Source organism: Rhizobium sp. J15 (assembly GCF_002531825.1).
GTDB lineage: Bacteria > Pseudomonadota > Alphaproteobacteria > Rhizobiales > Rhizobiaceae > Rhizobium.
Genome location: NZ_NWSX01000019.1, coordinates 40173 through 53009, shown reverse-complemented (window position 1 = coordinate 53009; position 12837 = coordinate 40173). Strand labels below are relative to the sequence as shown.

10 protein-coding genes and 1 pseudogene are annotated in these 12837 nt (G+C 59.9%); 8 read left to right on the top strand and 3 right to left on the bottom strand.

Going from position 1 to position 12837, the window contains the following annotated elements; genetic code table 11:
- Nucleotides 1–160: 160 nt before the first annotated feature.
- On the bottom strand, nucleotides 161–751 hold the full coding sequence (locus CO670_RS17845; protein ID WP_097591463.1) for an SOS response-associated peptidase: 591 nt from the start codon (nucleotides 749–751) through the stop codon (nucleotides 161–163).
- A 312-nt stretch (nucleotides 752–1063) separates the two neighbouring features.
- Between CO670_RS17845 and CO670_RS17840 the strand changes: the two are divergent.
- Nucleotides 1064–1433, top strand: a pseudogene (locus CO670_RS17840) (SOS response-associated peptidase family protein); the annotation flags it as partial.
- Between the two features lie 9 nt (nucleotides 1434–1442).
- On the opposite strand, the gene dinB reads toward CO670_RS17840, so the two are convergent.
- Nucleotides 1443–2531 (bottom strand): DNA polymerase IV, encoded by a 1089-nt coding sequence (gene dinB / locus CO670_RS17835; protein ID WP_097591462.1) that lies wholly within the window; start codon nucleotides 2529–2531, stop codon nucleotides 1443–1445.
- Nucleotides 2532–2709: 178 nt separating this feature from the next.
- On the opposite strand from dinB, the gene CO670_RS17830 reads away from it, so the two are divergent.
- From CO670_RS17830 to CO670_RS17815, 4 genes are all read left to right on the top strand, one after another.
- Nucleotides 2710–3018, top strand: a complete 309-nt coding sequence (locus CO670_RS17830) for a hypothetical protein (RefSeq protein WP_049735717.1) — start codon at nucleotides 2710–2712, stop codon at nucleotides 3016–3018.
- 55 nt (nucleotides 3019–3073) lie between these two features.
- Nucleotides 3074–5710: a DNA ligase D gene (gene ligD / locus CO670_RS17825; protein WP_097591461.1), complete on the top strand. Its 2637-nt coding sequence runs from the start codon at nucleotides 3074–3076 to the stop codon at nucleotides 5708–5710.
- Nucleotides 5711–5812: 102 nt separating this feature from the next.
- On the top strand, nucleotides 5813–6574 hold the full coding sequence (locus CO670_RS17820) for a Crp/Fnr family transcriptional regulator (RefSeq protein ID WP_097591460.1): 762 nt from the start codon (nucleotides 5813–5815) through the stop codon (nucleotides 6572–6574).
- Between the two features lie 570 nt (nucleotides 6575–7144).
- Nucleotides 7145–9916, top strand: a complete 2772-nt coding sequence (locus CO670_RS17815) for a GAF domain-containing protein (protein ID WP_245425872.1) — start codon at nucleotides 7145–7147, stop codon at nucleotides 9914–9916.
- A gap of 337 nt (nucleotides 9917–10253) precedes the next feature.
- On the opposite strand, the gene CO670_RS17810 is transcribed toward CO670_RS17815, so the two are convergent.
- A complete protein-coding gene (locus CO670_RS17810) occupies nucleotides 10254–10526 on the bottom strand; it encodes an usg protein (protein ID WP_097591459.1) in 273 nt (90 codons plus the stop codon).
- Here CO670_RS17810 and CO670_RS32595 point away from each other — a divergent pair.
- Genes CO670_RS32595 through groL form a run of 3 tightly spaced genes read left to right on the top strand, consistent with a single transcriptional unit; the run spans nucleotide 10525 to nucleotide 12796 of the window.
- Complete coding sequence (locus tag CO670_RS32595) at nucleotides 10525–10827, top strand: hypothetical protein (RefSeq protein ID WP_141502330.1); 303 nt, start codon at nucleotides 10525–10527, stop codon at nucleotides 10825–10827. The genes CO670_RS17810 and CO670_RS32595 overlap by 2 nt on opposite strands.
- Nucleotides 10805–11116, top strand: coding sequence for a co-chaperone GroES (gene groES / locus CO670_RS17805; RefSeq protein WP_097591458.1), 312 nt, complete (start codon nucleotides 10805–10807; stop codon nucleotides 11114–11116). The genes CO670_RS32595 and groES overlap by 23 nt, the downstream gene beginning before the upstream one ends.
- A 51-nt stretch (nucleotides 11117–11167) precedes the next feature.
- Entirely contained in the window at nucleotides 11168–12796 is a 1629-nt protein-coding gene (groL, locus tag CO670_RS17800; protein WP_097591457.1) for a chaperonin GroEL, read from the top strand.
- Nucleotides 12797–12837: the final 41 nt, after the last annotated feature.

Genomic DNA, 12837 nt, shown 5'->3' with positions numbered 1-12837 from the left:
TGAGGCGGCTGACGTCCGATCTTGAATATCCTCTCGCAGTTGATCATGAGGAGTACACTACAATTTGCTAACTTGCGCGAGAGTCCGGCGAGGGCGCAGGCAGCGATTTTTGAACATCTCGCGATCGACAGCCGATTGGTGCAATTGAAGGCATTCCGGTTCAGCCGACCTGCTCCACAGACAGGGTCCCCGCAGGGAGCGACTTGATCATCGACTTCGCGGAAACCGTCGGATCGAGCCAGTTGGCCCATGCGTCGCGCTCAAGGATGACGATCTGCCGGTCGTGGTAGGGCGCGATGTCCGGCCCTGGCTCCATCGTCAGCATGGTGAAGGCCTGTCCGACTTCCGGGGTTTCGCGCCAGATGCCGGCGATGCAGAAGATCGGTTCGTCCTTCTTGGTGAACAGCCACTTGTCCTTGCGTTTCTTTTTTGGGTCCTTCGGATCCGTGAACTCGTAAAAGCCGTCGGCAACGATCAGACAGCGGTTGGAGGTGAACTCGCGACCTTCCGACCGAAAATTATAGACTGGCCGCTTGTTCGGCCCCGGCCAACTCCAGCGCCGCTGCACGAGCTCGCCCTCATCGCGGATCCCGTCGATCGTCCTGACGACAGGCCCGACGTCGGTGATCTTGATGTCCTCACGCGCTTCGAGGTTGGGCATGCCTTCGCCGAAACGGATCTTGATCTTGAGGTCGGCGAAATCCTCGACAACCGATGCGACATCCACCAACAGCCGATAATCATTGCACATTGCTCTTCCCTTCGATTGTGGTCCCGCTACCGCACCACTGAGGCGCTGCAGGTGCAATATATCCTGGGATTGTTTACGCTCCAGCAGGACGAGAAGTACCTCGGCATCCCTCGTGCGCAGGCGGAGCGCGACCAGTCTTTTGATCAGTAGAGTTTGCGGCGGGACGATGGTGGCGCCATCGGGAACGTGCCGCACGACCATCTAAATTCGGTCTGATGTGCGCGCATACGTTTGGAACAGCAGTTTTCAGTCTGCCCACAATTATCCATTAGTTTTGTCTAATGTGACTGTTCTTGGTATGTTCTGAACGTTATGAACACGCCTGTTTTCCATTCCGATGCACCGCGCCGTCAACGTCGTCGGAAGGACGAACGTTTCCGAGCCACCGCTGCCTGGTGCCGGCGTCGGAGTTTCGGCATAAGAGCTTCAGCTTTTCGCTCGCCGGTGGCGACTGGTTCTATTTCGCGGGGATCTGGCGGCCGGCGGCCAGCGATTGGCCGGAGGCCTATGCCATCCTGACGATCGAAGCGAATGCCGACATCGCGCCGTTCCACAACCGGCAGATGGCGGTGCTGACACGGGATCAACGCACGGCCTGGCTCAACGATCTAAATCCTGCGGCCGCTGCCGGCGGGGGACGTTCCGGATCAAGCGCCACGCCGGCGCGCCGACCCAGCCGATGCATGACCGTCTAAAGCGCCAACCGCAGCTGCGGCTCCGTCCCGGAGGTCCGCCGCTCCAGCGACGACAGCGAGACGCCGAGCAGGCGAATGCCCTTCCGGGGTGGAAAGATCGGCGTGAGCAGTAGGCTGACGATGTCCTCCAGATCGGTGACAGCAGCGAGAGGCGCTGGAATCGTCTTGCTGCGGGTGATCTGGTTGAAGTCGGCATATTTGACCTTGAGGGTCACCGTCTTGGCACCGATCGCATTGGCCTCGCAATAACCCCACACCTTTTCGATCAGCGGCTGAAGCCCTTCACGCGCCGGCCCGTAGGCGTGGAGGTCATGCGAGAAGGTATCTTCAGCGCCGACGGATTTGCGCACCCGATTCGGCTTGACCTGGCGCTCGTCAATGCCGCGGGCGATGCCGTAAAAGTATGGCCCCGACTTCCCGAAATGCTCGACCAGGAATTCGAGGGTCTGCCGCTTGAGATCGCCGCCGGTGTCGATCCCGAGCCGGTGCATCTTCTCTGCGGTAGCGGGGCCGACACCATGGAATTTCTTGACAGGAAGGGCCTCGACGAAGGCCGGCCCATTCCTCGGCGTGATGACGGCCTGGCCATTCGGCTTGTTGAGGTCGCTCGCCATCTTGGCGAGGAACTTGTTGTAGGAAATCCCGGCCGAGGCATTGAGGCCGGTTACCTCTTTGATCCTGGCGCGGATCTCCAGCGCGATCTCGGTGGCGATCTCCATGCCCTTGAGATTATTTGTGACATCGAGATAGGCCTCGTCGAGCGACAGCGGCTCGATCAGCGGCGTGTATTCCGCGAATATCGCGCGGATCTGCTGCGATACCGCCTTGTAGACGTCGAAGCGTGGCGGCACGAAGATCAAATCCGGGCATTTGCGCTTGGCGGTCACCGACGGCATGGCCGAGTGGACACCATAGGCCCGCGCCTCGTAGCTCGCCGCTGCCACCACGCCGCGGGCCGCGGAGCCTCCGACGGCAATTGGCTTGCCGCGCAGTTCCGGATTGTCGCGCTGTTCGACCGATGCGTAATAGGCATCCATGTCCACATGGATGATTTTTCGGACAGGGATCGAGCTCATGTCGTTCATGGCGGCTTCAGCGATCGCGATAGGATCGGCTTTGAAAATTCACGCCGAAACAAAGCAAGAACATAGCAGGCTTCGGCGCGATATCAACCATTTCAATGGCGCCTCGGCCCTGCGGCCGAAACTACCAGCCGCCGGCAGCGTTCTCATCCCTAAGGAAATCAACATCAGGAGAAGCCCGATGGCGGACGACAGCACCACGACGATCAGAGCCACGTTCGAAACCCGGGAAGCGGCAGACCTTGCCGTCGAGCATCTTGTCCAGCAGCACGGCATATCCCGGCCCGACATCTTCATCCAGTCGGCCAGCGACCGCAATACCGCCGGCGCCGCACCATCGGGCGGCGATGCCTCGCATGACGATGGCGCCCGTCGTGACGCGCCGCTCGAAGGCGAGATCGAGGTCTCGGCGGATATCGCATCCAGCCAGGTCGCCGCCGTCCAGCGCAGCCTTGGAGATGCCGGCGCGCTGCGGGTGTCGCAAGGCTGAGCGGAAAATGGATGCCAGCGCCGTCCGCTCGTACGACTAGGAGATCATGAGTCCCATGACCGACAATCTCTCGAAATACCGCGCCAAGCGCAATTTTCAGAAGACCAGCGAACCGAGCGGAGAGGCGCATGTCAAACCGTCGAACCGCCGGCGGTTCATAATCCAGAAGCACGACGCCACCCGGCTGCACTATGACCTGAGGCTCGAGCTCGATGGCGTGTTCAAAAGCTGGGCGGTCACCAAGGGACCGTCGCTCGATCCGCATGACAAGCGGCTGGCGGTCGAGGTCGAGGATCACCCGCTCGACTACGGCGACTTCGAAGGCACGATCCCCAAGGGCCAATATGGCGGCGGTACGGTGATGTTGTGGGATCGCGGCTATTGGGAGCCGGAAGGCCGGAAGTCCCCGGAAGAGGCGCTGAGGAAGGGCGACTTCAAGTTCACGCTCGAGGGCAAGCGCCTGCATGGCAGCTTCGTCCTCGTCCGCATGCGCAACGACCGCGATGGCGGCAAGCGGACGAACTGGCTGCTGATCAAACATCATGACGATCACTCCGTCGAGGAAAACGGTGCGGCGATCCTGGAACAGAATGCGACGTCGGTCGCCTCCGGCCGCAGCATGGAGCAGATCGCCGCGGGCAAGGGCAGAAAGCCGCGGCCATTCATGATGGCGAACGCCGATGTCGAGGCGGACGCCGTCTGGGACAGCAAGCATGGTCTGGCCGCCGACGAGCGCAAGAAGCGGTCCCGCAAAGATGTCGCGACCTCCACCGCCGTCGACCTGCCGGAGTTCATCGAGCCGCAGCTGTGCGACAAGCTTGACCGGCCGCCAGCCGGCGACGATTGGCTGCACGAGATCAAGTTCGACGGCTATCGGATCCAGATACGTGTCGCCGCTGGTCAGGTAACGCTGAAGACGCGCAAGGGCCTCGATTGGACCGCGAAATATCCCGAGATCGCGGACGCGGCGTCGGAACTCACCGATTGCATCATCGATGGCGAGATCTGCGCGCTCGACGAAAACGGCGCCCCCGATTTCGCGTCGCTTCAGGCCGCACTGTCGGAAGGCACGACGGGGAACCTGGTCTATTTCGCATTCGACCTGCTGTTCGACGGTGGCGAGGACTTGCGATCGATGCGCCTGGTCGAGCGGAAGGAGCGGCTGCAGAGCCTGCTCGCCGCTGCCGGCGATGATCCTCGCATCCGCTATGTCGAGCATTTCGAATCCGGCGGCGACGCCGTGCTGCGCTCCGCCTGCAAGCTGCATCTCGAGGGCGTCATCTCCAAGCAGATGGATGCGCCCTATCAATCCGGCCGCACCGACAGCTGGGTGAAGTCCAAATGCCGGGCCGGCCATGAGGTGGTGATCGGCGCCTACGCCAAGACCAATGGCCGGTTCCGTTCCCTCCTGGTCGGCGTCCACCGCGGCGATCACTTCGTCTATGTCGGTCGGGTCGGAACCGGCTACGGCGCGAAGAAAGTTGACATGCTGCTGCCGAGACTGAAGGCGCTGGAGACGGCGCGATCGCCGTTCACCGGTATCGGTGCTCCGAAGAAACAGGCCGAGGTCGTCTGGGTGAAGCCTGAACTGGTGGCCGAAATCGAATTCGAAGGCTGGACCGCGGACGGCCTTGTCCGCCAGGCAGCCTTCAAGGGTCTGCGCGAGGACAAGCCGGCCAAGGAGGTCGAGGCCGAAAAGCCGGCGCCACCCGCCAGGACGGACACCGCTGAACCTGCGGCGAATGCCAAACACAGGCCTGTGCGTCGCAAGGGCGCGAAGGCCGAGGTCATGGGCGTCCTCATCTCCAATCCCGACAAACCGCTCTGGCCGGACGGTGGCGATGGCGAGCCTGTCACCAAGGAAGACCTTGCCCGTTATCATGAACTAGTCGGCCCCTGGCTGATCGAGCACATTAGGGGCCGGCCTTGCTCGATCATTCGCGCGCCGGACGGGATGGGCGGAGAACAGTTCTTCCAGCGCCATGCGATGCCCGGGACCTCCAATCTTCTCGAACTGGTGAAAGTCTTCGGCGACAAGAAGCCCTACCTGCAGATCGACCGTATTGAGGGGCTGGCGGCGATCGCCCAGATCGGCGGGCTCGAACTGCATCCGTGGAATTGCGAGCCCGGCAAGCCGGAAGTGCCTGGCCGGCTGGTGTTCGATCTCGATCCTGGGCCCGATGTGGCCTTCTCGACCGTGGTCGCGGCCGCCCGCGAGATGCGCGACCGGCTCGATGAACTCGGGCTCGTCAGCTTCTGCAAGACGACCGGCGGCAAGGGGTTGCATCTCGTCACGCCACTCGCCGTCAATAAGCGCAAGCCTCTCTCCTGGACCGAGGCCAAAGGTTTTGCACATGACGTCTGCCAGCAGATGGCGCGCGACCATCCCGACCTATATCTCATCAAGATGACGAAGAGCCTGAGAGGCGGCAGAATATTCCTCGATTATCTCCGCAACGACCGCATGGCGACCGCCGTCGCGCCGCTCTCGCCGCGCGCTCGGCCTGGCGCCACCGTATCAATGCCGCTCACCTGGGGCCAAGTGAAGTCCGATCTCGACCCGAGCCGGTTCACGCTGCGCACCGTGCCGTCGCTGCTTGCGAAAACCGCCGCATGGCGGGACTATTGTGACGGCGAGCGGCCGCTGGAACAGGCGATCAAACGTCTCGAAAAATCAAAGCGGGCAGCGTAGACTGCCAAGGTGGGTTCCAGAATTGTTCTATCTGTGCATTGCCTCAACCTGCATCCGCGAAGCTCAACGTGCCGGGGGGCACACATGAAAGGAGGCGGCGCTATGGCAAGAATTGTTCAAGAACAGACGACAAACAGGTTGTTGCGCAGTCTTTCTCAGGAAGCATTCAAAGTAATCGGGCCCTATGTGGTCTCCGTTGACCTGCCGGTGGGCCGGCCGTTGGTGGAAGCCGGCAAACCGATCGATCATGTCTGTTTTATCGAGAGCGGCTTGGCCTCGATGGTGGTTGTGAGTTCGGACGGCAACAGTATCGAAGTCGGCCAGATCGGATTTGAAGGCCTCAGCGGGTATCCTGTGCTGCTCGGTGTCGACCGGACTCCGAACCGCACGTTCATGCAGGTCGCTGGCCGGGGCCTTGAGTTGTCCACCAGTCGCGTTCTTGCCCTCCAGGATCAACCGGAAGCCCGCCTGCTCTTCCTCCGCTACATCCACACAAGGGAGCTGCAGCTTGCGCACTCCGCCTTGGCTGCTGCACGCTACAGCATGCACCAGCGCTTGGCCCGCTGGCTGCTTATGTGCCATGACCGCCTTATCTCTGACGATATGCCTCTTACGCACGACTTCCTGGCGCTGATGCTGGGCGTTAGGCGTTCGGGCGTCACCGAGCACCTGCATGTTCTCGAAGGCATGCACGCCATAAGGTCAACGCGCGGCAGCGTCAGAATTTTGAGCCGGCGCATTCTCATCGATATTGCCGGTGCCTGCTACGGCGCTCCGGAGGCAGAATACGAGCGCCTGATTGGAGCGGAAATGTCAGGCGGTGAGCGACCATCAAAATTGAGGGGGAAGGTTTGGCTTTCCTAGTTCCCTGCTCGCCTAGTGTAGGAAGGGCATCTCGAGCGTCTGTTAGATCAGAAGCCGCAACAGAGCATCTTCGTCCTTCACTCCATGCTGGAGCGCGGGACACTTATGAAACTTCGGGGCCGCGCGGGGCATCGCTCGATTGGAAGCAGACCTTGCCTCCGCACGACCCAACTCTGGAATAGATAAACCATACGAGAAAGGGCATCTCCGTTCAGCGGATGGCCCTTCCACGATCCAGTGAACTAGCCTTTAGTGCTGCGCCAAATTCCCGTTCGATTCCAAGTAAAAAAAGCCCCGTCGAGACGGGGCAAGTTCTTCACCGGGATCGCACAGGAATAAATGACGGGAAAAAACCGTGCGGCCGATCCCTTCTAACGAACTGGCCTCAAGCTAAGTTCCGGTACGGTATGTGACAAACGATATCCGCCTGTCGCATACGTCTGGACCGCAAAGCCCAGCGCAAATACGGCGTTCAAGGCACGCCTGCACCGCGAGAAGTCCCAGCTTGGCGGGGGCGGAACTCTGTCGCGCTCGCAAAAGTTAACCGTTGCTTTGACACGCGGGGGCGTAATGGAAAATTCGCGAATCGGGACTGATGAGGGACTGATGGCTTCCGCGTTGAAAGCTGTCCAGACCTCCCTCACTTTGACCCAAGTTGCCGATCTCCTAAAAACGGTTGACTTCGCAGCTACGCCTCTCGGCCCGCCGCAGCATTGGGATCAGTCTTTAAAGTCGGTGACGGCGCTGATGATCGATAGTCAGTTTCCTATGTTCGTGGCATGGGGTGACGAGCTGACCTTCCTTTACAATGATGCGTATGCGGAGATACTCGGAAGCAAGCATCCGGCCGCCTTTGGGGCGCGGTTCAAGGATATCTGGCATGAGATCTGGGAGGATATCTTTCCGCTCATCGACAGGGCCATGAAAGGCATCGCCACTTTCAGCGAGGACCTTCCGCTTATTATGAACAGGGCGGGTTATGACGAGCAGAGCTGGTTCACCTTCTCGTATTCGCCTGTTCGCGATCAGCAGGGTGTCGTACGGGGTATGTTCTGTGCCGTCACCGAAACCACCCAGCGCGTCATGCTGGAAAACCGACAGTCGTTCCATCTCGCGTTGGAGGAGACCCTCAGGGATATCGCCGATCCGGTTGCAGTGATGGCCGCGGCGTCCGAAGCGTTGGGCAGAGCGCTCGGCATAGCACGAGTTGGTTACGGTGAAATCGATGACGAAGAAGAACATGTCACCGTGGAGCGCGATTGGACGGATGGACGCATCGCAAGTGTAGCGGGCAAGTACCGCATGAATGACTTCGGTCCGCCGATCATCGAAGAGCTCAAGGCAGGGCGAGTCCTGTGCGTAGACGACGTGGACCGAGATCATCGGGTCGGAAGCATGGCTGCGGCGTTCCATGCAATCGAATCGAGAACGGTCTTGGCAGTGCCCTTGATCAAACATGGCCGGTTCAGAGCTATGTTGTTTCTTCACCACCCGCTTCCACACAAGTGGACGGATAACGACGTTGCTCTAGCGACCGAAGTTGCCGAACGGACGTGGTCAGCTGTCGAACGCGCAAAATCAGAGGCGGAGAAGGCACGTTATACGGCCCGGCTGGATTTTCTGGATGCGCTTGGCAAGGCGACCTCAACGCTTAAAGACGCGGATTCCATATTGGAAATCAGCACGCGCATGCTCGGCCAACAATTAGGTGTGTCCGTTTGCGCCTACGCCGATATGGACGCAGACGAGGACGGCTTTACCATTCGAGGAGACTGGGCAGCCCCCGGTTCGGGCCACATTACTGGTCGATACCATCTTAAGGATTTTGGCCGGCTCGCTGTTATTGAGCTTTCCGCCGGCCGCCCCCTTGTCATCAATGACAACTTGAAGGAAATCGCGTCGGAAGAGGCAGCCACGTTCCAGAGAATAGGCATCGCAGCGACCATCTGCCTGCCACTGGTTAAAGGCGGCAAACTCACAGCGTTGATGGCCGTCCATCATAAGCTGCCGCATCACTGGACCGCCCATGAAATTGCGCTTGTCCAGGAGGTTACTGACCGCTCGTGGGCCCATATCGAACGGGTAAGATCGGAGGCGGAGTTGCTGGCGAGTCAGGCCGAGTTGCGTCGGGCCAACGAGGTCTTAGAGGCAACGGTCGCGGAACGTACGGGCGAACTCATGGCAGCGGAAGAATCTCTGCGCCACGCGCAGAAGATGGAGGCCGTGGGGCAGCTCGCGGGCGGGCTCGCCCACGACTTCAACAATCTGCTCGCTGGGATCCTTGGCAGCCTAGAGGTGATGAGGACCCGTCTGGCACAGGGCCGATTGAACGATATCGATCGCTTTCTGACTGCGGCAGCCGGTGCGGCCACGCGCGGCGCGTCGTTGACGCAGCGTATGCTCGCTTTCTCCCGGAGACAAACACTTGCTCCGAAGCCCACCAATGTCACCAGGCTCATCACCTCGATGGAAGAGCTGCTTCGCCGTAGCGTCGGTCCTGCCGTGGCCGTCGAGGTTGTTCAGACATCCGGGGCCTGGCCAACGCTTGTCGATCCGGGTCAGTTGGAAAGTGCGCTGCTGAACCTGTGTATCAACGGACGCGATGCGATGCCATCTGGCGGCAGGTTGACGATCGAGACGGCAAATCATTGGATTGACGATCGCATGGCGTCTCTTCTGGGGCTCAAGGCCGGGCAGTATTTATCGGTGTCTGTCTCGGATACCGGTACGGGCATGTCAGCAGAAACAGTTGCTCGCGCTTTCGATCCATTCTTTACAACCAAGCCGATCGGCGAGGGGACCGGCCTCGGTCTTTCGATGGTATGGGGTTTCGCGGGCCAATCTGGCGGCAGCGCAAAGATTTATTCTGCGTTGGGTGAAGGTACTACCGTGTCCATCTATCTACCCAGGTTTACGGGTGACGTCGGCTCGGAAGAGACGCTTCCCGCTGGCAGGCTGACTGCAGCAGAGCGAGGTAAAACAATCTTGCTCGTCGACGACGAGCCCCTGATCCGCATGGTCTCCGCTGAACAACTCGAGGAATTGGGTTATCTGGTGATTCAGGCCGGCGACGCTCGTGAAGCAACCAAGGTGCTGGAAACAGGCCGGCGGATCGATCTGCTGTTGACCGATGTGGGGCTGCCCAATGGCATGAATGGTCGGCAGCTTGCCGATCGTGCCCGCGAATGGCAAGCAAATCTACCAGTCCTGTTTATGACAGGCTACGCGGAGAATGCGGTTTTAAATCACGGACATTTATCACCAGGCATGCAGGTATTGACCAAGCCGTTCGATATGGAGGCGCTGGCAAGAAGGGTGAAGGCTTCCATTGAGGGTCAATAGATGATCTCTAGCCGCGCTTTCACTCAAAAAGATCGTGGCCGCTAATTGCACCAAAGCGAAAACTAAAGGCGGCGCCATTGCTTATCTCGTCAGTTCTCAGGCGGTCACATTACGAGTGCCAATCCGAGGCTGGATGGAGGGATTTGGCCGGCGCAGTGCAGCTTAGGCCTGGGCCCCATTGTTGACATTCAAAGGCGTTGGACTGGTATTGCTTACGCGAGATCGCACACACCCTAAGGAGGCGGCATAGGTTCGCATCCGCCAAAAGGCGATACGGGCCTCGTGCTGAGGCCGACTTTCGCTCGAAGTGGCGATTAGTGAATTTCGGTTCCAAGGCTCAGTGCAACTTGAACTCGCCCGTGACGCGGCGCCATTCGTTTGGCCCGATCAACCGTTGGTGGGTATAGCGGACGGAATGAAGCGGCCCGTCAAGCGTGGACTGCCAAAAATCCAGGAACTTATGCATCTCCGGAAAGTCCGGAGCCAGATCGTAATCCTGCCAGACATAGGTTTGCAGGACGGACTCAAAATCAGGAATGCGATAGAGGATATGCGCTGTCGTCAGCCCATAGCCATTGAGCTGACGGTCGAGATCCGATGAAAATTGCATGCTTCATCTCCGTTTCATGACGATCGAAGGTCGCGCGAAATTTTGCGACGATCAACATATTCCCGAACGTGCCCACCGTTTTAATGTTCCTTTACAGGGTGTTAGCAGCCATATCGGCCGAGTGCTGATTTTTTTACATGGCCCTCTTGAAATCAAAAAAGCGCAAAACCAGATTTTGCGCGCAGAACGCTCGACGAGAGGTTTTGCACCCGCCCGGACTGGTCATCCGGTCCGGCCAGGGGAACAACATCGTTATTGTTTGTCCATTGGAGGAAAACATGTCGTTCCGACCGCTTCATGATCGCATTCTCGTCCGCCGGGTCGATTCCGAGGAAAAGACCAAGGGCGGCATCATCATTCCCGACACTGCCAAGGAGAAGCCGCAGGAAGGCGAGGTCATTGCCGTCGGCACCGGCGCGCGCAACGACGCAGGCCAGATCCAGGCGCTCGACGTCAAGGTCGGCGATCGCATCCTGTTCGGCAAGTGGTCGGGCACCGAGATCAAGATCAATGGCGAAGACCTGCTGATCATGAAGGAAAGCGATGTCATGGGCATCACCGAGGCCCGGGCCGAAAAGATCGCCGCCTGAGGCGATTTGCGCGCATTAGTCAAAAAAGCTGCCTATTGAAGGAGTGACAGAATGGCTGCGAAAGAAGTCAAGTTTCATAGCGATGCCCGTGAACGCATGCTGCGTGGGGTCGACGTGCTGGCCAATGCGGTGAAGGTGACGCTCGGCCCGAAGGGCCGCAATGTCGTGATCGACAAATCCTTCGGCGCGCCGCGCATCACCAAGGACGGCATTTCGGTCGCCAAGGAAATCGAACTCGAAGACAAGTTCGAAAACATGGGCGCCCAAATGCTGCGCGAAGTCGCATCCAAGACCAACGACCTCGCTGGTGACGGTACCACCACTGCGACGGTGCTCGCCCAGGCGATCGTCAAGGAAGGCGCCAAGGCGGTTGCATCCGGCATGAACCCGATGGACCTGAAGCGGGGCATCGATCTGGCCGTTGAAGCCATCGTCGCCGAGCTGAAGACCAATGCCCGCAAGATCTCCAACAATTCCGAAATCGCCCAGGTCGGCACGATCTCGGCCAATGGCGATTCCGAAATCGGCCGCTACCTGGCCGAAGCGATGGAAAAAGTCGGCAACGAAGGCGTCATCACGGTTGAAGAAGCCAAGACCGCCGAAACCGAGCTCGAAGTCGTCGAAGGCATGCAGTTCGACCGCGGTTATCTCAGCCCCTATTTCGTCACCAACCAGGACAAGATGCGGGTCGAGCTCGAGGATCCTTATATCCTCATTCACGAGAAGAAGCTCTCGAACCTGCAGTCGATGCTGCCGGTGCTCGAAGCCGTCGTCCAGTCCGGCAAGCCGCTCCTGATCATCGCTGAAGACGTCGAAGGCGAAGCCCTTGCAACGCTCGTCGTCAATAAGCTGCGCGGTGGCCTGAAGATCGCTGCCGTCAAGGCGCCTAGCTTCGGTGATCGGCGCAAGGCCATGCTCGAAGACATCGCCATCCTGACGGGCGGCACCGTCATCTCCGAAGATCTCGGCATCAAGCTCGAGAACGTGACGCTCAACATGCTCGGCCGCGCCAAGAAGGTGGCGATCGAAAAGGAAAACACCACCATCATCGACGGCGCCGGTTCGAAGGCGGAACTCGACGGTCGCACCGCTCAGATCCGCGCCCAGATCGAAGAAACCACCTCCGACTACGACCGGGAGAAGCTGCAGGAACGCCTTGCCAAGCTCGCCGGCGGCGTTGCCGTCATTCGCGTCGGCGGCTCGACCGAGGTCGAAGTGAAGGAGAAGAAGGATCGCGTCGACGACGCGCTGCATGCGACGCGGGCGGCAGTTGAGGAAGGGATTCTGCCGGGCGGCGGCGTGGCGCTTCTGCGCGCCGTCAAGGCGCTCGACAATATCAAGACCGTCAATGACGACCAGCGCGTCGGCATCGACATCGTTCGCCGCGCCATCGAGGCACCGGTTCGCCAGATCGCCGAAAACGCCGGCGCCGAAGGTTCGATCATCGTCGGCAAGCTGCGCGAGAAGAGCGAGTTCTCCTACGGCTGGAACGCCCAGACAGGGGAATATGGCGACCTCTATGCGCAGGGCGTCATCGATCCGGCCAAGGTCGTTCGCACCGCGCTGCAGGACGCAGCTTCCGTCGCCGGCCTGCTGGTGACGACGGAAGCGATGATCGCCGAGAAGCCGAAGAAGGACGCCGCTCCCGCCATGCCCGCCGGCGCCGGCATGGACTTCTAGTCGATCGCTCGGCCCGTCCCGCCTTCGGGGCGGGCCACCCC

Bases quoted from the DNA above. Each gene is read 5' to 3' on its own strand.
- CO670_RS17845 (WP_097591463.1), bottom strand. From the start codon at position 751: ATGTGCAATGATTATCGGCTGTTGGTGGATGTCGCATCGGTTGTCGAG.
- dinB (WP_097591462.1), bottom strand. From the start codon at position 2,531: ATGAACGACATGAGCTCGATCCCTGTCCGAAAAATCATCCATGTGGAC.
- CO670_RS17830 (WP_049735717.1), top strand. From the start codon at position 2,710: ATGGCGGACGACAGCACCACGACGATCAGAGCCACGTTCGAAACCCGG.
- ligD (WP_097591461.1), top strand. From the start codon at position 3,074: ATGACCGACAATCTCTCGAAATACCGCGCCAAGCGCAATTTTCAGAAG.
- CO670_RS17820 (WP_097591460.1), top strand. From the start codon at position 5,813: ATGGCAAGAATTGTTCAAGAACAGACGACAAACAGGTTGTTGCGCAGT.
- CO670_RS17815 (WP_245425872.1), top strand. From the start codon at position 7,145: ATGGAAAATTCGCGAATCGGGACTGATGAGGGACTGATGGCTTCCGCG.
- CO670_RS32595 (WP_141502330.1), top strand. From the start codon at position 10,525: ATGCTTCATCTCCGTTTCATGACGATCGAAGGTCGCGCGAAATTTTGC.
- CO670_RS17810 (WP_097591459.1), bottom strand. From the start codon at position 10,526: ATGCAATTTTCATCGGATCTCGACCGTCAGCTCAATGGCTATGGGCTG.
- groES (WP_097591458.1), top strand. From the start codon at position 10,805: ATGTCGTTCCGACCGCTTCATGATCGCATTCTCGTCCGCCGGGTCGAT.
- groL (WP_097591457.1), top strand. From the start codon at position 11,168: ATGGCTGCGAAAGAAGTCAAGTTTCATAGCGATGCCCGTGAACGCATG.